Origin of the sequence: Rhizobium changzhiense (assembly GCF_013087625.1) — a bacterium.
Classification (GTDB): domain Bacteria; phylum Pseudomonadota; class Alphaproteobacteria; order Rhizobiales; family Rhizobiaceae; genus Rhizobium; species Rhizobium sophorae.
This window is the reverse complement of record NZ_JABFCQ010000001.1, coordinates 973,592-994,208: the sequence shown is the minus strand read 5'-3', so window position 1 is coordinate 994,208 and position 20,617 is coordinate 973,592. Positions and strand designations below refer to the sequence as shown.

General features: G+C 61.2%; 22 protein-coding genes. 11 read left to right on the top strand and 11 right to left on the bottom strand.

The features are described from left to right. Positions 1-250: 250 nt before the first annotated feature. Both glcF and G9X68_RS04990 read left to right on the top strand, forming a co-directional pair. Positions 251-1,561: a glycolate oxidase subunit GlcF gene (gene glcF, locus G9X68_RS04995; protein WP_171601504.1), complete on the top strand. Its 1,311-nt coding sequence runs from the start codon at positions 251-253 to the stop codon at positions 1,559-1,561. A 64-nt stretch (positions 1,562-1,625) separates the two neighbouring features. After that, positions 1,626-2,066, top strand: a complete 441-nt coding sequence (locus G9X68_RS04990) for a hypothetical protein (protein WP_171601503.1) — start codon at positions 1,626-1,628, stop codon at positions 2,064-2,066. A 121-nt stretch (positions 2,067-2,187) separates the two neighbouring features. Here G9X68_RS04990 and G9X68_RS04985 read toward each other — a convergent pair whose 3' ends face one another. From G9X68_RS04985 to G9X68_RS04975, 3 genes are all read right to left on the bottom strand, one after another. After that, on the bottom strand, positions 2,188-2,862 hold the full coding sequence (locus G9X68_RS04985; RefSeq protein WP_017959134.1) for an outer membrane protein: 675 nt from the start codon (positions 2,860-2,862) through the stop codon (positions 2,188-2,190). Between the two features lie 120 nt (positions 2,863-2,982). Then, entirely contained in the window at positions 2,983-3,675 is a 693-nt protein-coding gene (locus G9X68_RS04980) for a L,D-transpeptidase (protein WP_072639547.1), read from the bottom strand. Between the two features lie 135 nt (positions 3,676-3,810). Continuing rightward, positions 3,811-4,560: a L,D-transpeptidase gene (locus G9X68_RS04975; RefSeq protein ID WP_171601502.1), complete on the bottom strand. Its 750-nt coding sequence runs from the start codon at positions 4,558-4,560 to the stop codon at positions 3,811-3,813. A gap of 248 nt (positions 4,561-4,808) precedes the next feature. Here G9X68_RS04975 and G9X68_RS04970 point away from each other — a divergent pair, with 248 nt between their 5' ends. Next, positions 4,809-5,438 (top strand): DNA-3-methyladenine glycosylase I, encoded by a 630-nt coding sequence (locus G9X68_RS04970; RefSeq protein ID WP_171601501.1) that lies wholly within the window; start codon positions 4,809-4,811, stop codon positions 5,436-5,438. Next, the gene (locus tag G9X68_RS04965; RefSeq protein WP_171601500.1) at positions 5,435-5,941 is read left to right on the top strand and encodes a hypothetical protein; all 507 of its coding nucleotides are present in this window, start codon (positions 5,435-5,437) and stop codon (positions 5,939-5,941) included. Before G9X68_RS04970 ends, G9X68_RS04965 begins: the two co-directional genes overlap by 4 nt. Before the next feature lie 121 nt (positions 5,942-6,062). On the opposite strand, the gene G9X68_RS04960 is transcribed toward G9X68_RS04965, so the two are convergent. Then, positions 6,063-6,767: an HAD family hydrolase gene (locus G9X68_RS04960; RefSeq protein WP_171601499.1), complete on the bottom strand. Its 705-nt coding sequence runs from the start codon at positions 6,765-6,767 to the stop codon at positions 6,063-6,065. Positions 6,768-7,110: 343 nt separating this feature from the next. Here G9X68_RS04960 and G9X68_RS04955 point away from each other — a divergent pair, with 343 nt between their 5' ends. Then, positions 7,111-8,160, top strand: a complete 1,050-nt coding sequence (locus G9X68_RS04955; protein ID WP_171601498.1) for an aldo/keto reductase — start codon at positions 7,111-7,113, stop codon at positions 8,158-8,160. Positions 8,161-8,317: 157 nt separating this feature from the next. Here the strand turns inward: G9X68_RS04955 and G9X68_RS04950 are convergent, their stop codons facing one another. Continuing rightward, positions 8,318-9,079, bottom strand: a complete 762-nt coding sequence (locus G9X68_RS04950; RefSeq protein WP_171601497.1) for a hypothetical protein — start codon at positions 9,077-9,079, stop codon at positions 8,318-8,320. A 129-nt stretch (positions 9,080-9,208) separates the two neighbouring features. Between G9X68_RS04950 and hisS the strand changes: the two genes are divergently transcribed. The 3 genes from hisS (at position 9,209) to hisG (ending at position 12,777) form a co-directional block, all read left to right on the top strand. Beyond that, positions 9,209-10,732, top strand: coding sequence for a histidine--tRNA ligase (hisS, locus tag G9X68_RS04945; protein ID WP_171601496.1), 1,524 nt, complete (start codon positions 9,209-9,211; stop codon positions 10,730-10,732). A gap of 231 nt (positions 10,733-10,963) precedes the next feature. Further along, entirely contained in the window at positions 10,964-12,085 is a 1,122-nt protein-coding gene (locus G9X68_RS04940) for an ATP phosphoribosyltransferase regulatory subunit (protein WP_171601495.1), read from the top strand. Further along, positions 12,082-12,777: an ATP phosphoribosyltransferase gene (gene hisG / locus G9X68_RS04935; protein WP_171601494.1), complete on the top strand. Its 696-nt coding sequence runs from the start codon at positions 12,082-12,084 to the stop codon at positions 12,775-12,777. The genes G9X68_RS04940 and hisG overlap by 4 nt, the downstream gene beginning before the upstream one ends. 79 nt (positions 12,778-12,856) lie before the next feature. On the opposite strand, the gene G9X68_RS04930 is transcribed toward hisG, so the two are convergent. Further along, positions 12,857-13,270, bottom strand: a complete 414-nt coding sequence (locus G9X68_RS04930) for a DoxX family protein (protein WP_171601493.1) — start codon at positions 13,268-13,270, stop codon at positions 12,857-12,859. A gap of 211 nt (positions 13,271-13,481) precedes the next feature. Between G9X68_RS04930 and G9X68_RS04925 the strand changes: the two genes are divergently transcribed. Further along, positions 13,482-14,192, top strand: a complete 711-nt coding sequence (locus tag G9X68_RS04925) for a glutathione binding-like protein (protein WP_171601492.1) — start codon at positions 13,482-13,484, stop codon at positions 14,190-14,192. Between the two features lie 351 nt (positions 14,193-14,543). On the opposite strand, the gene G9X68_RS04920 is transcribed toward G9X68_RS04925, so the two are convergent. The 3 genes from G9X68_RS04920 to groES form a co-directional block, all read right to left on the bottom strand. After that, positions 14,544-15,017 (bottom strand): hypothetical protein, encoded by a 474-nt coding sequence (locus G9X68_RS04920; protein WP_171601491.1) that lies wholly within the window; start codon positions 15,015-15,017, stop codon positions 14,544-14,546. A gap of 585 nt (positions 15,018-15,602) precedes the next feature. Continuing rightward, complete coding sequence (gene groL, locus G9X68_RS04915) at positions 15,603-17,243, bottom strand: chaperonin GroEL (RefSeq protein ID WP_018244970.1); 1,641 nt, start codon at positions 17,241-17,243, stop codon at positions 15,603-15,605. 72 nt (positions 17,244-17,315) lie between these two features. After that, positions 17,316-17,612, bottom strand: coding sequence for a co-chaperone GroES (gene groES, locus G9X68_RS04910; protein WP_003545797.1), 297 nt, complete (start codon positions 17,610-17,612; stop codon positions 17,316-17,318). Positions 17,613-18,007: 395 nt separating this feature from the next. Between groES and G9X68_RS04905 the strand changes: the two genes are divergently transcribed. Together G9X68_RS04905 and G9X68_RS04900 are read left to right on the top strand one after the other, a co-directional pair. Continuing rightward, positions 18,008-18,856 carry a TIGR01459 family HAD-type hydrolase gene (locus G9X68_RS04905; protein ID WP_171601490.1) on the top strand — a complete coding sequence of 283 codons (849 nt, stop codon included), beginning with the start codon at positions 18,008-18,010 and terminating at the stop codon, positions 18,854-18,856. Between the two features lie 31 nt (positions 18,857-18,887). Beyond that, positions 18,888-19,871, top strand: coding sequence for a bifunctional riboflavin kinase/FAD synthetase (locus G9X68_RS04900; RefSeq protein WP_171602159.1), 984 nt, complete (start codon positions 18,888-18,890; stop codon positions 19,869-19,871). Between the two features lie 12 nt (positions 19,872-19,883). On the opposite strand, the gene G9X68_RS04895 is transcribed toward G9X68_RS04900, so the two are convergent. Both G9X68_RS04895 and G9X68_RS04890 read right to left on the bottom strand, forming a co-directional pair. Further along, positions 19,884-20,342, bottom strand: a complete 459-nt coding sequence (locus G9X68_RS04895) for a PIN domain-containing protein (protein WP_171601489.1) — start codon at positions 20,340-20,342, stop codon at positions 19,884-19,886. After that, on the bottom strand, positions 20,339-20,602 hold the full coding sequence (locus G9X68_RS04890) for a type II toxin-antitoxin system Phd/YefM family antitoxin (protein ID WP_171601488.1): 264 nt from the start codon (positions 20,600-20,602) through the stop codon (positions 20,339-20,341). Before G9X68_RS04890 ends, G9X68_RS04895 begins: the two co-directional genes overlap by 4 nt. Positions 20,603-20,617 lie beyond the last annotated feature (15 nt).

Here is a 20,617-nt window from a genome sequence, read left to right as displayed (position 1 = left end):
GGATAAGATGGGTCTGCGTCTGGGTTACCCCCCTCTGTCCTGCCGGACATCTCCCCCACAAGGGGGGAGATCGGATGGGGTTGACGGTTTCCCCAAACAACTCAGGCATTGTGACTCCAACACGGCAGATAGGGAGCGGTGGTCCAACCTCTTGCCGATCTCCCCCCTTGTGGGGGAGATGTCCGGCAGGACAGAGGGGGGTATTCCAAGCGCTACGCCCGAGATTCTCCCAAAGCGGAGATCCCGCTAGATGCAAACCAACTTCACCCTGACCCAGCTCCTCGATCCCGATGTCGCCGAATCCGAGCAGATTCTGCGCAAATGTGTTCATTGCGGATTCTGCACCGCCACCTGTCCCACCTATGTGACGCTCGGCAATGAGCTGGACAGCCCGCGCGGCCGCATCTACCTGATCAAGGATATGCTGGAAAACGGCCGGCCCGCCGATGCCGAGGTCGTCACCCATATCGACCGCTGTCTCTCCTGCCTTGCCTGCGTCACCACCTGTCCCTCCGGCGTCGATTACATGCATCTGGTCGACCACGCCCGTGCCCATATCGAAAAGACCTACAAACGCCCGTTCATGAACCGGCTGACGCGCGCCATCCTTGCCGCCGTGCTGCCCTATCCCGGCCGTTTCCGTCTGGCGCTCAATCTCGCCCGTCTCGGCCGGCCCTTCGCCGGTCTGATGCGGGGTGGCGCGTTGAAACCCTTTGCAGCCATGCTGGCGCTTGCGCCGCGCCGCATCCCGGCCGCTTCGGACTTCGCAAAGCCTGGCAGCTATCTGCCCGAGACGGAACGGCGCGGCCGGGTGGCGATCCTTTCCGGCTGTGCGCAGCCGGTGCTCGATCCCGGCATCAACGCGGCGGCGATCCGCTTGCTGACGCGGTTCGGCGTCGAGGTCGTGATGCCGGAAGGCGAGGTCTGCTGCGGCTCGCTGGTTCATCACATGGGCCGCGCCGAACAGGCGCTCGAAAGCGCCCGTGCCAATGTCGATATCTGGACGCGCGAGATCGACGGGCAGGGCCTCGACGCGATCATCATCACCGCTTCGGGCTGCGGCACGACGATCAAGGATTACGGCCACATGCTGCGCCTCGATCCCGCCTATGCCGCAAAGGCGGCCAGGGTTTCGGCGTTAGCCAAGGACGTCACCGAATATCTCGCAACCCTCGACCTGCCGGCGCACATGCCAAAGGGCATCACCGTCGCCTACCATTCCGCCTGTTCCATGCAGCACGGCCAGCGCATCACGTTGGCGCCGAAGCAATTGCTGAAAGCGGCGGGCTTTACGGTGCGCGATCCGGCCGAAGGCCATCTCTGCTGCGGCTCCGCCGGCACCTACAACATCATGCAGCCGGAGATCTCGGCTGCGCTGAAGGCGCGCAAGGTCAAGAACATCGAGGCCACCAAGGCCGATATCATCGCCACCGGCAATATCGGCTGCATCACCCAGATCGCCACCGGCACCGGCATGCCGATCCTGCATACGGTCGAGCTTCTCGATTGGGCCTATGGCGGCGCTGTGCCGGAAAAATTAACAGGTTTGCCGTTAGGCTGAGACCTATGACAGCGCCGCGCATCTTATCGAGAGCCGCAAAGGACGCTGTCTTGGGAGGTTAGCGATGTGGCGTGGAATGATCGTATTTGCGGGACTGCTCGGTGCGGCAGGCACTGCCCAGGCGAATAGTCGTTTTTTCTGTTCCGCCGACGACAAGGAAGCGCGCTTCACGCTGGAAAGCGGTTTCGAAAGCGCCGCCGGCCATAAGCTCAACCATTTCCGCGGCGCGCTGATCGTCAAGGATCCGGCCCAAGAGGCCGTATTCGGAAAACGTGTTTTCGAATCGCAGCACCTGACCAACCATTGGTCGCGTAACGGCGAACTGCTCATGGAAGTCTTCGACGGCGGCGAAGATGACACCGGTGGAGCAACGCTGGACCTGGTGGTTGTCGCCGGCGAGCGCGGCAAGCCGGCAGCAAATTTCAGCGGCAGCTATTCCCTGACGATCGAAGGCGGTGAAAAACCCTATGCCGTCGAGGGCAAGGTCAGCTGCGGCACGAAATAGAGCAATTTCAGGAAAAGTGCGAAGCGGTTTTCCGTCCGGAATTGCGTGAGAACGAAAGGTTAGAGCGGTTACGCGCTTTCATGAAAAAGCTGAACCGCTCTAGCACCGCAGCTCAAATTTGTTACCAATGGAATGATACGCCGACATTGACGGCATTGGTGAAGATGTTGGTCTTCAGCCGGTCGCCGCTGTCGATCGGAACGTCGACGCGCGAATAGGTGCCCTTGTATTCGACGAAGGTCGACCAGCGCTCGGTCACCTTGAAGTCGACGCCGGCCTGGGCCTGCAGCGTCACGCCGCCGAATTCATAAGCCCAGGTCTTGCCCTCGGGGCGAATCACTTCGACATGCGGAATGTTTACGCCGATGCCGGCGCCGAGATAGGGCGTCCAGCGGCGGGCCGGATCCTGAAAGCGGTAGAGACCGTTCACGGTGAGCAGGTTCAGGCCGTCGGTGAACTCGAAATGCGACCAGCCGGCCTTGGCGAGCGTGTCGTCGTCGGCATAGACCTTGTCATGGGTAAAATCGAGCGAGATCCCCCAGTTCGGCTTGTTGAAGTCCTCGAGCCACCAGGTGACGCGGGCGCCGTAATAAGGCGGGCTGCCGAAGGACTTGCCTTCCCAGCCGGCGGTGAAACTCGTGCCGTCCGAAACGTCGACGCCGCTATGCGGGGCGGTCTGGTAGCCGCCGTAAATGGAGAATTGCAGGTCTTCCGCCGAGGCGGAAACTGCCGAACAGATGGTAAAAAACGCGATGCCCGCAAACAGGGAAGCGGAGGAACGCAGCGCAGATGTCATTGAATAGCCCCGAAATAAATATGTCGACTCTTAGGCACGTGTGCCAGCTTTTCGCCGCAAAGTCTAAGCAAAACAAAAGGCGCGTCAAACTGCGCCTTTCGTTTTTTTGGTAAGTGTTGCTCAGCCGCCGAACATCGTGCGCAGCACGTCGATGCCCCTGTCCTCGAACGCCACCTTGCCCTGCCTGTTGCCGGGGCCGATGACGATCACCTTGGTGCCGACGGAGGCGCGATCGTAAAGGTGCATGACGTCGGCGTTCATCATGCGGATGCAGCCGGAAGACATGTTGAGGCCGATCGTCCAAGGCTGGTTGGTGCCGTGGATGCGAAAGATCGTGTCGCGGCCGCCCTGGTAGAGATACATGGCGCGGGCGCCGAGAGGATTGTCCTCGCCGCCTTCCTGGAAAGCGGGAATGATGTGCCCTTTGGCGGCTTCGCGGCGGCGCATCTCGGCCGGCGGCGTCCAGCTCGGCCATTCGGCCTTGCGGCCGATCTTGACGACCCCCGACCAGCCGAAGCCGTCGCGGCCGACGCCGATGCCGTAGCGGGTGGCGCGATTGTTGCCTTCGACGAGGTAGAGATACTTGTTGTTGGTATCTATGATGACGGTGCCGGCGGCTTCCGTCGTTACCAGCCGCACTTTCTTGCGCTTGAACTGCGGCTTCACATATTTCGGCATCTGCGCCACGCGCACGATCTGCGCCGGGCGCCGTGCATTGTCGGACGCGGAGCCGGCGGGTGCAGCAAAGGCGGATGTGGACATCAAGGACAGGACAAGTCCGGCAGCAGCCAGACCCGGCATTAGTTTGATCATGATCGATTCCCCTCAAGCAAATCCGCTCGAAGCTACATGAACTTCTGCCCGATTCAAGATCGGTGTGGCCGGATAAAGCATTTTTAGAGAAGGGAACCGCTTGTTCTTGCGGCTCCCTGAATATTAGGTGTGCCGTTACATGACGATGACGCGGGTCCCGACATTGACGCGGTCGTAGAGGTCGACGACGTCTTCGTTGCGCAGTCGAATGCAGCCCGAAGAAACGGCGCTGCCGATCGACCAGGGCGCATTGGTGCCATGGATACGGTAGAGCGTCGATCCGAGATACATGGCGCGGGCGCCGAGCGGGTTTTCCGCCCCGCCGTCCATGCGCGCCGGCAGATAATGGCCCTTGGCGGCTTCGCGGCTGATCATCTCGGAAGGCGGCGTCCAATCCGGCCATTCGGTCTTGCGGGTGATCTTGTGGACGCCTGCCCATTCGAAGCCGGGCTTGCCGACGCCGACGCCATAGCGCCGCGCCTTGCCGCCTTGCATCACCAGATAGAGGAAGCGGTTGTTGGTATCGATGACGATCGTGCCGGGCTTCTCCGTGGTGTCGTAATCGACCATCTGCGGCAGATATTGCGGCTCGATCGGACGGCGGATCGACGGGATGCCGGGATTGATCGCCGAGACGGTCTGCGGTGCGGCCTGCAGCGCCTGGCGCAGCACGCGGCGCTGGAAAAGGCCGCGCTGCTGCTGGCGGACGACCGGCCGCTGATAGACGACGGGACGAACCCTGCCGCCGCCGAGCTGGTTGATCCAGGGCGCGGTCAGATCGGGGCTGAGCACGACGGGCGGACGGGTGGCGTAGCGGTCGTCTGCAATGGCGGCCGTGGAGAAAATGCCGAAGAGGGCTGCGGCAAGGACAAGCTGTTTCATCATCGGACGAACTCTCTACAAATGACCGAAAATGCGCTGGCGGGATATGTCCGCCCGGGCGGAGATGTTCCGCCCGGCAAAGACGCTGCCACCTGATCCGCCAGCGAATGGTAAAGATCGATTCATGAAAAGCCGACCGACCGGATAAACTTTTCGTCAGGGTTACCGTTCGGTTTGGAAAGACGGTTTGCAAATGGTAAAGCCGGAATCAGTAGCAGAGAACGAAGCGGATCCCCGCGGAATGAAGGATCATGAGCGCGACAGGCATCATCATCGGCGAGGACGGCAGGAGCCGCTGCCACTGGCACGCCAATCTGCCCGATTATCTCCGATACCATGACGAGGAATGGGGCCGCCCTGTCACCGATGATATCCGCCTCTTCGAGAAGATCTGTCTCGAAGGCTTCCAGTCCGGTCTTTCCTGGCTGACGATCCTGCGCAAACGGGAGAATTTCCGCGCCGCCTTTTCGGGTTTCGATTTCGACAAGGTCGCTCTCTTCGGCGAAGGGGATGTCGCTCGCTGCCTTGCCGATGCCGGCATCATCCGCCATCGCGGCAAGATCGTCTCGACCATCAACAATGCCAAACGCGCAATCGAACTCAAGAACGAATTCGGCTCGCTCGCCCGTTATTTCTGGCGCTACGAGCCCGGCCATAACGAGCGGCCGGCGGTGGTCGACCGCGAGCATATCATCGCCAATCCAACGACGCCGACATCGGTGGTCATTTCGAAGGATCTGAAGAAACGCGGCTGGACCTTTGTCGGCCCGACCACAGTTTATGCTTTCATGCAGGCGATGGGTCTCGTCAACGATCATCTGGAAGGCTGCTTCTGCCGGCCCGAGGTCGAGGCGATGCGCACCGCTCTGGTTCGCCCATGAAAGATCATTCCGTGAGAACTCTGATCGCCGCCGCTGCCCTTTTCCTCTTGACCGTCTCCGCCATGGCGCAGACGCCGCAGCTCGATCCCGGCGAGAAGCTGGAGAAGCTGCAATTCCCGGCCGTTACCATGCAGTTGACGGGCTGGACGAAGTTCGGCAATGGCCATGTCTATACGCTGCCGGTGCGGGCCGGCCAGCACCTGAAGATCAGCTTTTCGACGAAAAGCAAATTTGCCTTCCTGGCGATCTTCGACCTGTCGAAGCCGGATGACGAGGCCTTCTTCGGCACCGACGAGGACGGCATGAGCTTCGAGACGACGGTCAAGGAAAACGCCACCTGGCTGCTGCGTCCCTATTATTCCAAGGTCTCGCCGCGCCGCGGCCTCGGCGCTCCCTTCAGCATCCTGATCGAGCCGCTGGCGGCTGCCCCGCCGCAGCCGAAACCGCCGGCCGAGCCGGAGCGCCCCTCGCTGTTCCCGAAGGCCCCGCCGAAGCCGCAATGAGGCAGAGGTAGCGCTCGGCTTAGAGCAATTCCAGGAAAAGTGCGAAGCGGTTTTCCGTCCGGAATTGCGTAAAAACAAAAGGCTAGAGCGGTCCTGCGTTTCCGTTAAAAGCTGAACCACTCTAGCCGAGCCGGTCGATCAGGTCGCGCAACTCGCCGAGATGGTCGATCTTGCGGAAACGCGGCGCCTCTTTCGGCTCGTCCACATGTTCCAGCACCCAGGTCAGTTCATGCGGCACGAAAACGCCGTAGCTGCCGGCGGCGATTGCCGGCACGATGTCCGATTTCAGCGAATTGCCGACCATCATCGCCCGTTCCGGCCCATCGCCGACCTTGGCGAAGATGCGGCGATAGGTGACCGCCGTCTTCTCGGAGACAATCTCGACGGCATCGAAGAAGTCGCCGAGCCCGGATTGGGCAAGCTTGCGCTCCTGGTCGAAGAGATCGCCCTTGGTGATCATCACCAGCAGGTATTTGCCGGCAAGCGCCTCCAGCGTGTCGCGCACATGCGGCATGGTCTCGACCGGATGGTTGAGAAGATCGCGGCCGGTGTCGAGGATCTTGGCGATGACGCTCGCCGGAACCTTGCCCTCGGTGATCTCGATCGCGGTTTCGACCATCGACAGTGTGAAGCCCTTGATGCCGAAGCCGTAATGGCGAAGGTTGCGTTTTTCGGCCTCCAGCAGCCGTTCGGAAATTTTCGGTCCTTCGGCGAAATCGGCAAGAAGCCCGGTGAAATGCGCTTCCGTCAGTCGATAATATTGTTCGTTCTGCCAGAGTGTATCATCGGCATCGAAGCCGATCGTGGTCAGTGGTCGCGTCGCCATATGCGTACCTCTAGAGCATGATGCCGAAAAGTGTGAGCGGTTTTCGGACGACATCATGCTCTCACTATTTAACTTGGAACAGGATTCAGATTTTAGGCCGACCCGGCCTAAAATCATCCTGTTCCCGAAATAAGGCCGGTAATCTATCGGCCGCCTGTGTCGAGACAAGGGCATCGCCTTCGCGGCAGGACGGCGTTGAAAAGCTCCGGCGCCGCACTACATCGAACCTGCCTCACCCTGCAGCCAGCCACGGCTGTGCCTGTCACGCGCAGGCCAATAATCAAAAAATGAAGTTCAGCGGTTCGCAAGCCTCTTGCGGCAGACACAAAGGATTTTTTCGACCATGCGTTACAATCAACTCGGAAATACGGGACTTTTCGTCTCGGAAATCTGCCTGGGCACCATGACCTTCGGCGAAGCCAAACAGGGCAGTCTGTGGGGCGCCATCGCCGATGTCGACCAGGATGCCGCCGACCGCATCGTCGAGCGTTCGCTCGGCTCTGGCGTCAATTTCATCGACACGGCCGACGTCTATTCATCCGGCGAGTCCGAAAGGTTGCTCGGCCAGGCGCTGAAGAACCTCGACGTGCCCCGCAAGGACGTCGTCATCGCCACCAAGGTCTACGGCGTCATGGGCGACAAGCCGAACGACCGCGGCGCCTCGCGCGGTCACATCATGGATTCGGTCGAGGCGAGCCTCAAGCGCCTGCAGACCGATCATATCGACCTCTATCAGATCCACGCGACCGATACGGTGACGCCGATCGAGGAGACGCTGCGCGCTCTCGACGATCTCGTTTCCCGCGGCCTCGTGCGTTATATCGGCGTCTCCAACTGGCAAGCCTGGCGCATTTCCAAGGCGCTCGGCCTCTCCGAACGCCGGGGTTTTGCCCGTTTTGAAACCGTGCAGGCCTATTATTCCATCGCCGGTCGCGATCTCGAACGCGACATCGTGCCGATGATGCAGGAGGAAAAGCTTGGCCTGATGGTCTGGTCGCCGCTCGCCGGCGGTCTGCTCTCCGGCAAGTACGGTCCCGGCGCGCCCGGCAATGGTGAAGGCCGCCGCGCCAGTTTCGATTTCCCGCCCGTCGACAAGGACAAGGCCTGGGCCTGCGTCGCCGTCATGCGCGAAGTCGCCGAAAAACACGGCGTCAGCGTCGCCACCGTGGCGCTCGCCTATATCCTCGCCAAACCTTTCGTCACCACAGTCATCATCGGCGCCAAGCGTGTCGACCAGCTCGACCAGAACCTTGCCGCCGTCAAGCTGAAGCTCGATGAAGACGATATCAAGAAGCTCGACGAGGTGAGCGCGCTTGCGCCCGAATATCCGGGCTGGATGCTGGCGCGACAGGCCGCCGGCCGCCGGCCGGCCGATTTCGAGCCGAAGGATTGAGATCTCATAAGTCTTGGGGAACGCCGAACCTCCGGCGTTCCCCTTTTCATCAACGATCGGCTACTTGCCGTGGGCCTTGAGCCAGGCGTTCATCCGGCGATCTCGGCTCGCTGTGAATGTCGGCTGCAACCCAATACTGCCGGCGGTCACATCCGGATCACCAGCCGGCAATGACCTTGTGCTCGATCCTATAATCCTTGCTTTCTTCGCCGAGCGGAGCGACCGGCCATGTCCAGGTGGCTTTTGCCGGCGGCGGCAAAACGCCATGCAGCAGGTCGGCTTCCTCATGCGTTTTACCGTTGCGGTCGATGACGGCATAGGCAATGTCGGTCACCAGGCAGCTGCGGCAGGGAAGGCCCGAAAGCCCGGCAAGATGTGCCGCGATCAGCCTTTCCACCGTGCCTTCAGGCATCCGGTCGGCCTCGGCCTCGTGGCGCCGCTTCACACCGCGACCGATCTGCGACAAGAGGTTGGCGGAAACCACGAAATCGAGATAGGGCACGCCGCGCAGGAAGCCGAGCGGTTCGGGCTCGCGACCGGCGGCGAGTTCGTCGTAGCCGGAAAGATCGCGCTCGATCAGCCGGACATTGCGATAGAATTTGGCCGGCAGCCACAGGCGCACCGAGGCGAGATGAACGAGATCGACCAGCACCACGGTGTCGAAATCTCGCGCCAGCGCTTCGATCGGCACATCACGCAACAGGCCGGAGCCGAGGACGACCGCGGTCCGCTTCTGCCTGAGGTCGGCCGCTGCCGCGAGGATCGCCTTCCGGCTCATCTCCTCATGTTCGGCCCAATCCGCCGCGCAGCGCCCGGCCCGGGACCAGAGATTGACGGAATAGCGGATGAACTTTCGATGCGGCTTGCCGGTCAGCGGCAAGGTCGCGGCATAGAGAAGCGCCTCGGTGATCATGAACATATCCGCATTTCTGATGGAGCTCCTTCGTTCAATCGATTCTCGCAGCCACATCAAGACCCTTCGCCCTTGCCGCTCCCCGCGCGATCGGTTAGGAAACCGCCACTGTCACAGTCAGTGGAATTCCCGGAAATGAACGACAAGCAGAAGAAACCGCAAAAGCTCAAGGCCCGCCTGCCGCGCGGCTTCGTCGACCGGACGGCCGGCGATATGCGCGCCGTCAACGAGATGACGGCAAAGATCCGGGAAGTCTATGAGCATTATGGTTTCGATCCGCTCGAAACGCCGCTGTTCGAATATACCGATGCGCTTGGCAAGTTCCTGCCCGACAGCGATCGGCCGAACGAGGGCGTCTTCTCGCTGCAGGACGATGACGAGCAATGGATGTCGCTGCGTTACGATCTGACGGCGCCGCTCGCCCGTCATGTCGCCGAGAATTTCAACGAGATCCAGCTGCCTTATCGCACCTATCGCGCCGGTTACGTCTTCCGCAACGAGAAGCCAGGCCCGGGCCGCTTCCGCCAGTTCATGCAGTTCGATGCCGATACCGTCGGCGCGCCGGGTGTTCAGGCCGATGCTGAAATGTGCATGATGATGGCCGATACGCTGGAAGCCCTCGGCATCAAGCGCGGCGATTACGTCATCCGCGTCAACAACCGCAAGGTTCTGGATGGCGTGCTCGAGGCGATCGGCCTCGGCGGCGACGACAAGGCCGGCCAGCGGCTCAACGTCCTGCGCGCCATCGACAAGCTCGACAAGTTCGGCCCGGAAGGCGTGGCCCTGCTGCTCGGTCCCGGCCGCAAGGATGAATCCGGCGACTTCACCAAGGGCGCCGGTCTCGATCAGCCGCAGATCGACAAGGTGCTGTTCTTCGTCGGCATCAAGGACTATGCCGAAAGCGCTGCCCGGCTTGCCGAGCTCGTTGCAGGAACCTCCAGAGGTGGCGAAGGCGTCGACGAGCTGAATTTCATCGGTGCACTCGTCACCAGCGCCGGCTATGGCCCTGACCGCATCAAAATCGACCCCTCCGTCGTCCGTGGCCTCGAATATTATACAGGCCCGGTCTATGAGGCCGAACTGACCTTCGACGTTACCAACGAGAAGGGCGAGAAGGTCGTCTTCGGTTCGGTCGGCGGCGGCGGCCGTTATGACGGCCTCGTCTCCCGCTTCATGGGTCAGCCGGTTCCGGCGACAGGCTTCTCGATCGGCGTTTCCAGGCTGATGACGGCGCTGAAGAACCTCGGCAAGCTCGGCGCCAGCGAGGTCATCGAGCCGGTGCTTGTGACCGTCATGGACGGCGATGTCGAGGCGATGGGCCGCTATCAGCGGATGACGCAGGAACTGCGCGCCGCCGGGATCCGCGCCGAGATGTTCCAGGGCAACTGGAAGAAGTTCGGCAACCAGCTGAAATATGCCGATCGCCGCGGCTGCCCCGTCGCCATCATCCAGGGCGGCGACGAGCGCGCCGGAGGCGTTGTGCAGATCAAGGATCTGATCGAAGGCAAACGGCTCTCCGGCGAGATCGAGGACAATGCCAGCTGGCGCGAAGCGCGCGTGGCGCAGGAAACGGCGCCGGAAGCCGACCTCGTCGCCAAGGTGAAGGAGATCCTTGCCGCGCAGGCAGAGGATCGGAAGAGGGCGGGCGGTGATGTCTGAGGCATACCCCCCTCTGCCCTGCCGGGCATCTCCCCCACAAGGGGGGAGATCGGATAGGAGTGGCCTCTTGCCCCAATCAAACACCTTTGGGGGCCGAAGCCACTTGGCGCACGCTCAATATTTGGGGAAGCTGGGGCGCCCAGCTGATCTCCCCCCTTGTGGGGGAGATGCCCGGCAGGGTAGAGGGGGGTATTTTCCGGCACGCCCGTCGCCTATTATTCGGAGCGCCACATGCCCCTGATCAACCTCCCCGAATTCGCCAACGACCTCATCACCGAATTCGTCGCGCGCAACGCCGAGCGCATCGATACGCCTGTGATTCAGCCGGCCGAACCTTTCCTGGATATCGCAGGCGAAGATCTGCGCCGCCGCATCTTCATGACGGAAAGCGAAACCGGCGCCAGCCTTTGCCTGCGTCCCGAATTCACCATTCCCGTCTGTCTGCGCCACATCGAGACGGCGACCGGCACGCCGAAGCGTTATGCCTATCTCGGCGAGGTTTTCCGCCAGCGCCGCGACGGCGCCAATGAATTCTATCAGGCCGGCATCGAGGATCTTGGCGATATCGACCTTTCAAACGCCGACGCCCGCGCCATCGGCGATGCCACCGGCATTCTCGCCCGCCTGCTGCCGGGCCGGCGCTTAGCCGTTACATTAGGCGACCAGGCAGTGTTCGAGGCCGTCGTCCAGGCGCTCGGCCTGCCGCTAGGCTGGCAGAAGCGCCTGATCCACGCCTTCGGCAATATGACGCAGCTGGAGGCGCTGCTTGCCAGTCTCGTCAGCCCGCAATTCGTCACCGGGCTGGACGACGATATCGCCAGGCTTGTCGCATCAGGCGACGAGCAGGCGCTGGTCGCCCATCTCGAGCGGGAGATGCAGAAGACCGGCTATTCGACGAATGCCGGCCGCTCGCCTCTGGAAATCGCCCGACGGCTCAAGGAAAAGCTCATCCTGTCCGAAACGCGCCTCGACGATGCGGCCTTCCACGTGCTGGAAGAGTTCCTGTCGCTCGACGTGCCGCTGGTGAATGCTTCCGCGGCCCTTTCCGGTTTCGCCGATGCTGCCGGCCTGAAACTCGGCAATGCGCTCGCGCGCTTCAATGGCCGCGTTGCAGCACTTTCCAATGCCGGCGTCGATCTTTCCTGCCTCGACTATCGTGCCGCCTTCGGACGGCCGCTCGACTACTACACCGGCCTCGTCTTCGAGGTGACGGTGGAAGGCTCGACCGCGGTGCTCGCCGGCGGCGGCCGCTTCGACCGGCTCCTGACCTTCCTCGGTGCGACGGACCGCATCCCGGCCGTCGGCTTCTCCTTCTGGCTCGACCGCATCGAAACCGAAAGGGCAGCCGCATGACCATCACCATCGCGCTTCCCTCCAAGGGCCGGATGAAGGAAGACGCTTCGGCGATCTTCGAACGGGCCGGCATGACGATCTCGGCTGTTGGTAACGACCGCTCCTATCGCGGCCGCGTCGAAGGCTGGGACGATGTGGAAATCGCCTTCCTCTCGGCTTCTGAAATCTCCCGCGAAATCGGCAACGGCACCGTCGATTTCGGCGTCACCGGCGAGGATCTGATGCAGGAAGGTTTCGCCGAGGTCGACAAGCGCGTCGAATTCTGCGCCCGCCTCGGCTTCGGCCATGCCGATGTCGTCGTTGCCGTGCCGGAGATCTGGCTCGATGTCGACACCATGGCCGATCTCGTGGATGTTGCCGCCGATTTTCGTGCCCGCCACGGACGGCGCCTTGCCATCGCCACCAAATACTGGCGGCTGACCCAGCAGTTCTTTTCGAGCCAGCACGGCATCCAGCTTTATCGCATCGTCGAAAGCCTGGGCGCCACCGAGGGCGCTCCCGCCTCCGGCTCGGCCGATATCATCGTCGATATTACCTCCACCGGCTCGACGCTGCGCGCCAACCACCTGAAGGTGCTCCAGGACGGTGTCATCCTGCATTCGCAGGCCTGCCTCGTGCGCGCCCGCAAGGAGAGCCATGCGGACGAACCGGCAGTCCAGGCGATCATCGACGCGGTGCGCGCCGCCCTCTGATCCCCGTCATCAAGGCACAAGAAAACCCGCCGTCGGGTGACGGCGGGTTTTCGCATTTATGGGAGGATGTCTGCTGGTATCAGGCGGCTGCGTAGGCGCCGCGGCGTGCGTCGATCGAATAGGCACCGGCACCGACGGTGGCGAGCAGGATGTACGCGCCGGCCAGCGTGATGTTCTTCATGACCATGATCTGGTTGAGAATGTTCACGAGTTCAGTGCCGCTTGCGTAGGGCAGGTGGAAGGCAATGCCCGTGAAGACACAGAATGCGGCGAGCAGCCAGCCGGCAATGCGGACCTGGAAGCCTGTGAGAACAGCAAGGCCGGCCAGCAGTTCGAAAAGGCCTGCGGCATAGGCCAACAGGGTTGCTGCCGGCAGGCCGGCACCGGCGATCATGCCCGCAGTACCGGCAGGATCGGCGAGCTTCGTGAAGCCGGAAAGTATGAACATGAAAGACAGAAGAATGCGGGCAATCAAGATGATGACGTTCGACATGGATGTTGTCTCCGTTTGAAGGACTCTGGAGATCTGGGTGCCCCGGCACCGGATGGACCTCGGATGTCTCCTATGTCGCCTTTTTCTTGTTCTATGGAAAGATAAACGGAAGCGGACAGTTCGTTCAATAATATGGAACGATGCCCTGCCGCCGTTGCTTGCTTTTCACAAACCCGTTCTCTTATGGTCGGCGTCCAACATGGAGAATCCGATGGCAGATCTTTCCGCATTTCCGATTACGACGCGCTGGCCGGCGAAAAATCCCGATATCATCCAGCTCTATTCCCTGCAGACGCCGAATGGGGTGAAGGTCTCCGTCGCTCTCGAAGAGCTCGGCCTCGCCTATGAGCCGCACTATGTTTCCTTCGCCGCCAACGAGCAGAAGTCGACGGAATTCGAATCTCTCAACCCGAACGGCCGCATTCCGGCGATCATCGATCCGAACGGTCCGGATGGAAAGCCGATCGGCCTTTTTGAATCCGGCGCCATCCTGCTTTATCTCGTCGAAAAAACCGGCAAGCTCATCCCTGCCGATGCCGCCGGCCGCTACGAAACCATCCAGTGGGTGTTTTTCCAGATGGCGGGCATCGGCCCGATGTTCGGCCAGTTCGGCCATTTCTACAAATTTGCCGCCGATAAGGTCGCCAACAATTCCTACCCGGTCGAGCGTTATCGCGATGAATCCAAACGGCTGCTCGGCGTGCTCGAAGACCGGTTGAAGGGCCGTCAGTGGATCATGGGCGATCAGTATACGATCGCCGACATCACCACCTTCACCTGGGTTCGCGGCGCCGATATCTTTTATGGCGGCCGCGAGGTGCTCGAATATGCGAAATTCCCCGCCGTCTCGGATTGGCTGGAGCGCTGCATCGCCCGTCCGGCAAGTGCCAGGGGCCTCAACATCCCGGTCAAGCCGGAGTAACGAACAGATCGCTGGAAAGTAGAAAGGTCGCCCTCGAGGCCGCTTCAGACTGCTGCGACGTCTCGATTCCGATTCCCTCTTCTCCCCAGCGGGGAGAAGGTGCCCGTAGGGCGGATGAGGGGGCCGGCGAAGCCGGTCTTTCGACGATGATTATGTAGGCTTCGATTGTGCTAGCTTCGTTGGGGCACGGTGTTACCGTGGGCATGGCGGAATAGGTTTTACGTGAAGGATGGTGCCGTGTGGCCCCCTCATCCGCCTGCCGGCACCTTCTCCCCGCTGGGGAGAAGAGGATATGCCGCGACCTTTCCGTTCTCATCGGCCTTACACAGGGTGAGGGGCAGCCATTCCACCCTATCGCCGGCTTGTGATCTGCTTTGCGCCTTCCAGCTTGAAGCGCGGAAAGACGAAGACGCCGACCATGCTGCCGCTGAATTTTTCTTCCAGACCGTTGGACTCGCCCATGCAGAAGAGCGGCTGGCGAAAGCCGTTCGGCATGATGATCGTCGTCGAGAAACAGAAAGAGGAGCAGAGCGTCGCCGCCTGCTCGAACAGCTCCAATATGTGGCTGCGGTCCTTGGCATCATAGCAGCGGATCAGGCTCAGCAATCCGCATTCCTGTGCGGCGAGGCCGTGCAGCATCGCGCTCCACTCGCCGAGACGGAGCATGCCGCTCGAAAAATCTCCAGTCCAGGCTTCGGAAACGGAAAACTGCGCCAACATCTCGTGATTTTGATTGGCACCATCAAACGAGCCGGGCGTCAAAGGTACGGCTGCATTGGCGTTCCCCCGTTCGGATGCGGCTCCCGCCGCACGCTCGGCAAACACAAAGAAACAGGATCACGCAGCAGCGGGCATGATACCCGCGCTTCATCCGGCGATTATTGCCACGGCCATCTGGCCTCCGTAACCGGAGCCCTCGTAGCCGAACGTTCACCTATCGCCTTCCGCGCTCCGGCCTCGTCTATTGGCGAGAACTATCGCCGGGCGCGGTTGAGGTGCAGCGCGGATTTATAGGGGCTTTTGGACAAACGGCAACGGCTTTTTAAGGGGTCTTCGGATCGGCCTCTTTTCTTAGGATGTCTGCATCTTCGGCCTATTTCGCGAGAATTGGCATGGGAAGATAATCTTTGAGAGCATTGCAAACGTTTTCACTCCACGTCAGGCCGGAAATCTTGCAGCAGCACTGTGATCTCTCGCATGTCGGCAGGCTGATAAATACGCAGGCAGCGCAAGTTTGGCGCAAGCTTCGTGCCCAGGGCCCGCAAGAGGGAGCTGGGTAAATGTTTCGTCGGCTATGCCAATCAGGCCTGCCGCACGTCGAATCGCTTTGGACAAAAGAAAAGGGCGACCCGAGGGCCGCCCTTCCTGTTCCGGATGCCGGAAAGATAGTCCGTGAAGGCCGTTGGCCTATCACATCATGTCCATTCCGCCCATGCCGCCCATGCCGCCCGGCATGCCAGCAGGGGCATCCTTCTTCGGCAGTTCGGCGATCATGGCTTCCGTGGTGATCAGCAGCGATGCGACAGAAGCAGCGTTCTGCAGCGCCGTGCGAACGACCTTGAGCGGGTCGACGATACCCATGGCGATCATGTCGCCATATTCGGATGTCTGGGCGTTGTAGCCGAAGTTGTCTTCGTTCTTGTCGAGGACCTTGCCGACAACGATCGAGGCTTCGTCGCCTGCGTTTTCAGCGATCTGACGAACGAGCGACTGCAGGGCGCGGCGAACGATGTTGATGCCGGCTTCCTGGTCGTCGTTTGCACCCTTGACGGTGATCTTCGTGGAGGAGCGGAGCAGAGCGATACCGCCGCCGGGGACGATGCCTTCCTGAACGGCAGCGCGGGTCGCGTTGAGCGCGTCGTCGATGCGGTCCTTCTTTTCCTTCACTTCGACTTCCGTCGAGCCGCCGACGCGGATGACGGCAACGCCGCCAGCGAGCTTGGCAAGACGTTCCTGCAGCTTCTCGCGGTCGTAGTCGGAGGTGGTTTCTTCGATCTGGGCCTTGATCTGGGCAACACGGCCTTCGATGTCGGTCTTGGCGCCCGAACCGTCGACGATCGTGGTGTTTTCCTTGGAGATCGAAACCTTCTTGGCACGGCCGAGCATGTCGAGCGTGACGGATTCGAGCTTGATGCCGAGGTCTTCGGAGATGACAGTGCCGCCGGTCAGGATGGCGATGTCTTCGAGCATGGCCTTGCGGCGGTCGCCGAAGCCAGGAGCCTTGACGGCAGCGATCTTCAGGCCGCCGCGCAGCTTGTTGACGACGAGCGTTGCGAGGGCTTCGCCTTCGACGTCTTCAGCGACGATGAGGAGCGGCTTGCCGGTCTGAACGACGGCTTCGAGAACCGGGAGCATCGACTGCAGGTTCGAGAGCTTCTTCTCGTGAAGGAGAATGAAGACGTCTTCGAGGTCGGCGATCATCTTTTCCGGGTTGGTCACGAAGTAAGGGCTCAAATAGCCGCGGTCGAACTGCATGCCTTCGACGACTTCGAGTTCGGTTTCGGCGGTCTTGGCTTCTTCAACCGTGATGACGCCTTCGTTGCCGACCTTCTGCATGGCTTCAGCAATGTCGAGACCGACCTGCTTGTCGCCATTTGCCGAAATCGTGCCGACCTGTGCAACTTCTTCCGAAGTCGAGATCTTCTTGGCCTTGGCCTGGAGATCCTTCACGACGTCAGCAACAGCGAGGTCGATGCCGCGCTTCAGGTCCATCGGGTTCATGCCGGCTGCAACGGCCTTGTTGCCTTCGCGAACGATCGCCTGGGCAAGAACGGTAGCCGTCGTGGTGCCGTCGCCGGCGATGTCGTTGGTCTTCGAAGCAACTTCGCGGACCATCTGGGCGCCCATGTTTTCGAACTTGTCTTCGAGTTCGATTTCCTTGGCGACCGAAACGCCGTCCTTGGTGATGCGCGGCGCGCCGAAGGACTTGTCGATGATGACGTTACGACCCTTCGGGCCGAGCGTGACCTTCACTGCATCGGCGAGAATGTCGACGCCGCGCAGCATCTTTTCGCGCGCGGTGCGGCCAAACTTGATTTCTTTAGATGCCATATTCTTAACTCCTGAATTCGAGTTGTTCGGGCAAAAGGCCCGTCAGCCATTTCGGGAAAGCAGGTCGGCCGATCAGCCGATGATGCCCATGATGTCGGCTTCCTTCATGATCAGAAGGTCTTCGCCGTCGATCTTGACTTCGGTGCCGGACCACTTGCCGAACAGGATGCGGTCGCCAGCCTTGACGTCGAGTGCGACGACCTTGCCGGACTCATCGCGCGCGCCGGAGCCGACGGCGACGATTTCGCCTTCCTGCGGCTTTTCCTTGGCGGTATCGGGAATGATGATGCCGCCCTTGGTCTTGGCTTCGGACTCAACGCGGCGAACAACGACGCGGTCGTGAAGGGGGCGGAAGTTGGTGCTTGCCATTGTCTAATCCCTCGATCGAATGACATTCGCGGACCGGAGTGGCCCACATGGATAAATGTTAGCACTCCCTTGCGGTGAGTGCTAGCGACGAGCATTTAGGGATGGCTCCGAGAGGAGTCAATGAGAGCAATCACGAATTTTTGTGCCGGAATTGTGAAGAGGCCGGAGAATAGTCGGAGATTGCGGCCGAAACTCGGGGCGCAGCCGAACTTTGCCGAACTCGTCCGCCGCCGGCGATCTGCCGCTTCGCGATAATCATCAAAACCCTTTGCCCTTCCGCTCCGCCGGATCGCCGTTCGAGTTTCTCGCATTGGCCCGGCGGCGAAGAAAATGCCTTGCCATCGCCTCGCGCCTTTGCAATGTCACCGGTGACTGAAGCAAATCGGGAAATCGGAATGGCCAAGCGGATAGAAAACTTCTCGGAGATATCAGGTCACTATGATGTGGTGCTCTGCGATGTCTGGGGCGTCGTTCATAACGGCGTCGATCCGTTCCCGAAGGCGGCCGCAGCCCTTGAAGCGGCACGCGACAGCGGCCTCGCCGTCGTCCTCATCACCAATTCGCCGCGCCTTTCCTGGCAGGTGGTCGAGCAGCTGCGCCAGATCGGCGTTCCCGACAGCGCCTATGACAGGATCGTCACCTCGGGCGACGTCACGCGCGGATTGATCGCAGAGGGGCCGAAGACCGTCTTTCTGCTCGGCCCCGAGCGCGACAAGGCGCTTCTCGAAGGCATTGGCGTCGAGCGCCGGCCGGCGGGCGAAGCGCAATCGCTGGTCTGCACCGGCTTTTTCGACGACGAGACGGAGAAGCCGGAGGATTACACCGACATGCTTCTCGATTTCAAAGCCCGCGACGTGCCGATGATCTGCGCCAATCCCGACCTGGTCGTCGAGCGTGGCCATCGCATCATCCCCTGCGCCGGCGCCATGGCCGCCTATTACGAGCAGCTTGGCGGAAAAACCCGCATCGCCGGCAAGCCGCACCGGCCGATCTATGAGGCGACGCTTGCGGCTGCCCGCGAGCTTCGCGGCGATTTCCCGGTCGAGCGCGTGCTGGCGATCGGCGACGGCATGCCGACCGATGTGCGCGGCGCCTTGAATTACGGCCTCGACCTCCTCTACATCAGCGGCGGTATCCACGCCAAGGAATACACACTCAACGGCGAGACCGACGAGGCGATCCTCAACGCCTATCTCGAACGGGAAAACGCCGCGCCGAAGTGGTGGATGCCCCGCCTTGCATGAAGATACGCCTTGCATGAAGAGAAGCCAGCCGATGACCGTCTTCCACCGCAATGAAACCCGGGAACCCCTACCCGCCCATCTGAAGGGCGGCGTCATTGCCATCGGCAATTTCGATGGCGTGCACCGCGGCCATCAATCGGTGCTGAGCCGGGCGTTGGAGATCTCGAAGGCGCGCGGCATTCCCGCCTTGGTGCTGACCTTCGAGCCGCATCCTCGAACGGTCTTCCAGCCTCAGACGCCAGTCTTCCGGCTGACGCCCGCGCCGCTCAAGGCCCGCATCCTGGAAACGCTTGGTTTCAACGCGGTCATCGAATATCCGTTCGACTATGAATTTTCACAGCGCTCGGCCGACGATTTCATCCATTCGATCCTGAAGGATTGGCTCGGCGCCTCCGAAGTCGTCACCGGCTTTGATTTCCATTTTGGCCGCGGCCGCGAGGGCGGTCCGGCCTTCTTGATGAATGCCGGCCAGACCTACGGCTTCGGCGTCACCCTGATCGATGCCTTTCGCGACGAAAACGCCGATGTCGTCTCCTCAAGCCATATCCGCGCGCTGCTGAAGGAGGGCAATGTCAGCGAAGTCGCCGGCATGCTCGGTTATCGCTATACGGTGGAAGCCGAGGTGATCGACGGCGAAAAGCTCGGCCGCCAACTTGGTTTCCCGACGGCCAACATGCGCCTGCCACCGGAGGTCGATCTTGCCGCCGGCATCTACGCCGTCCGCTTCCGCCGTCAGGACGGCACGCTCCACGATGCTGTCGCAAGCTATGGTCGCCGCCCGACGGTGACGGAAAACGGCGCACCGTTGCTCGAAACCTATCTTTTCGATTTCAGCGGCGATCTTTACGGCCAGCTCTGCTCCGTCTCCTTCTTCGGCTATCTCCGCCCCGAGCTGAAATTCGACGGCCTCGATCCGCTGGTCGCCCAGATCAAGCGCGATGAGGAGGAGGCGAGGGCACTGCTTGCGGGTGTTAAGCCGCTCGGCACGCTTGATCAGAAACTCTGCTTTTCCTGAGGTCGCCTTGAGCTATCTCCGACTCAGCGGAAACTGACCGGGGTCGCTGGTCCACGGATCGAAGATCGCCGCGCCGGAGAAGCGCGTATCCCTGACGTTGCGCGTCACCAGATAGAGATTGTGCTCGATTGCGGTGGCCGCGAGCATCGTGTCGACAACCGGCGGCGCATGTCCGGTCTTGAGTTTCACCCGCCTCGAAATGACACCCCAGTGTCTGACGGCTGTGTCGCTCAGCGAAAGAACGCGTTGCGAAAACCTTTCCTCCAGCGCATCGCGGGAGGCGGCATAACGATAGCGGTTTTGGTCGTCGTCCGGCAGGTTTTCGATGCCTTTGTCATATTCCGCCAGTGTGAGGATGCTGATGAATATTCTCTCCTCGTCTTGAGCCGCAGCCCAGGATTTGACCGAGGGTGCACCGTTCGGGTTGATCAGCGCGGCAATGACGTTGGTGTCGAGCAGCCAGCCGATCACAGCTCGGCATCCCGTCCGTAATCTGCCTCTCGCTCGAGGTCGAGCTCCTTGAGATCGAGGCTCTCCATGAAGGCGACGAAGGGCTTCTTCGGTTCGGCTTTGGTCAGTTTATCGAGTTCTTCGGCGCTGATGACGACGACACTGTCCCGGCCGCGGACCGTCACGCGCTGTGGCCCTTCGCTATGTGCGCGGCGGACCACCTCGCTGAAGCGCGCTTTCGCGTCCTCGAGCTTCCAGCTTTGCTTCGTCACTTTTTTCATGCGGCTGTGCCTGCG

What these genes read in the sequence shown, in the direction of transcription:
- glcF (WP_171601504.1), top strand. Translation starts at nt 251, where the DNA reads ATGCAAACCAACTTCACCCTGACCCAGCTCCTCGATCCCGATGTCGCC.
- G9X68_RS04990 (WP_171601503.1), top strand. Translation starts at nt 1,626, where the DNA reads ATGTGGCGTGGAATGATCGTATTTGCGGGACTGCTCGGTGCGGCAGGC.
- G9X68_RS04985 (WP_017959134.1), bottom strand. Translation starts at nt 2,862, where the DNA reads ATGACATCTGCGCTGCGTTCCTCCGCTTCCCTGTTTGCGGGCATCGCG.
- G9X68_RS04980 (WP_072639547.1), bottom strand. Translation starts at nt 3,675, where the DNA reads ATGATCAAACTAATGCCGGGTCTGGCTGCTGCCGGACTTGTCCTGTCC.
- G9X68_RS04975 (WP_171601502.1), bottom strand. Translation starts at nt 4,560, where the DNA reads ATGATGAAACAGCTTGTCCTTGCCGCAGCCCTCTTCGGCATTTTCTCC.
- G9X68_RS04970 (WP_171601501.1), top strand. Translation starts at nt 4,809, where the DNA reads ATGAGCGCGACAGGCATCATCATCGGCGAGGACGGCAGGAGCCGCTGC.
- G9X68_RS04965 (WP_171601500.1), top strand. Translation starts at nt 5,435, where the DNA reads ATGAAAGATCATTCCGTGAGAACTCTGATCGCCGCCGCTGCCCTTTTC.
- G9X68_RS04960 (WP_171601499.1), bottom strand. Translation starts at nt 6,767, where the DNA reads ATGGCGACGCGACCACTGACCACGATCGGCTTCGATGCCGATGATACA.
- G9X68_RS04955 (WP_171601498.1), top strand. Translation starts at nt 7,111, where the DNA reads ATGCGTTACAATCAACTCGGAAATACGGGACTTTTCGTCTCGGAAATC.
- G9X68_RS04950 (WP_171601497.1), bottom strand. Translation starts at nt 9,079, where the DNA reads ATGTTCATGATCACCGAGGCGCTTCTCTATGCCGCGACCTTGCCGCTG.
- hisS (WP_171601496.1), top strand. Translation starts at nt 9,209, where the DNA reads ATGAACGACAAGCAGAAGAAACCGCAAAAGCTCAAGGCCCGCCTGCCG.
- G9X68_RS04940 (WP_171601495.1), top strand. Translation starts at nt 10,964, where the DNA reads ATGCCCCTGATCAACCTCCCCGAATTCGCCAACGACCTCATCACCGAA.
- hisG (WP_171601494.1), top strand. Translation starts at nt 12,082, where the DNA reads ATGACCATCACCATCGCGCTTCCCTCCAAGGGCCGGATGAAGGAAGAC.
- G9X68_RS04930 (WP_171601493.1), bottom strand. Translation starts at nt 13,270, where the DNA reads ATGTCGAACGTCATCATCTTGATTGCCCGCATTCTTCTGTCTTTCATG.
- G9X68_RS04925 (WP_171601492.1), top strand. Translation starts at nt 13,482, where the DNA reads ATGGCAGATCTTTCCGCATTTCCGATTACGACGCGCTGGCCGGCGAAA.
- groL (WP_018244970.1), bottom strand. Translation starts at nt 17,243, where the DNA reads ATGGCATCTAAAGAAATCAAGTTTGGCCGCACCGCGCGCGAAAAGATG.
- groES (WP_003545797.1), bottom strand. Translation starts at nt 17,612, where the DNA reads ATGGCAAGCACCAACTTCCGCCCCCTTCACGACCGCGTCGTTGTTCGC.
- G9X68_RS04905 (WP_171601490.1), top strand. Translation starts at nt 18,008, where the DNA reads ATGGCCAAGCGGATAGAAAACTTCTCGGAGATATCAGGTCACTATGAT.
- G9X68_RS04900 (WP_171602159.1), top strand. Translation starts at nt 18,888, where the DNA reads ATGACCGTCTTCCACCGCAATGAAACCCGGGAACCCCTACCCGCCCAT.
- G9X68_RS04890 (WP_171601488.1), bottom strand. Translation starts at nt 20,602, where the DNA reads ATGAAAAAAGTGACGAAGCAAAGCTGGAAGCTCGAGGACGCGAAAGCG.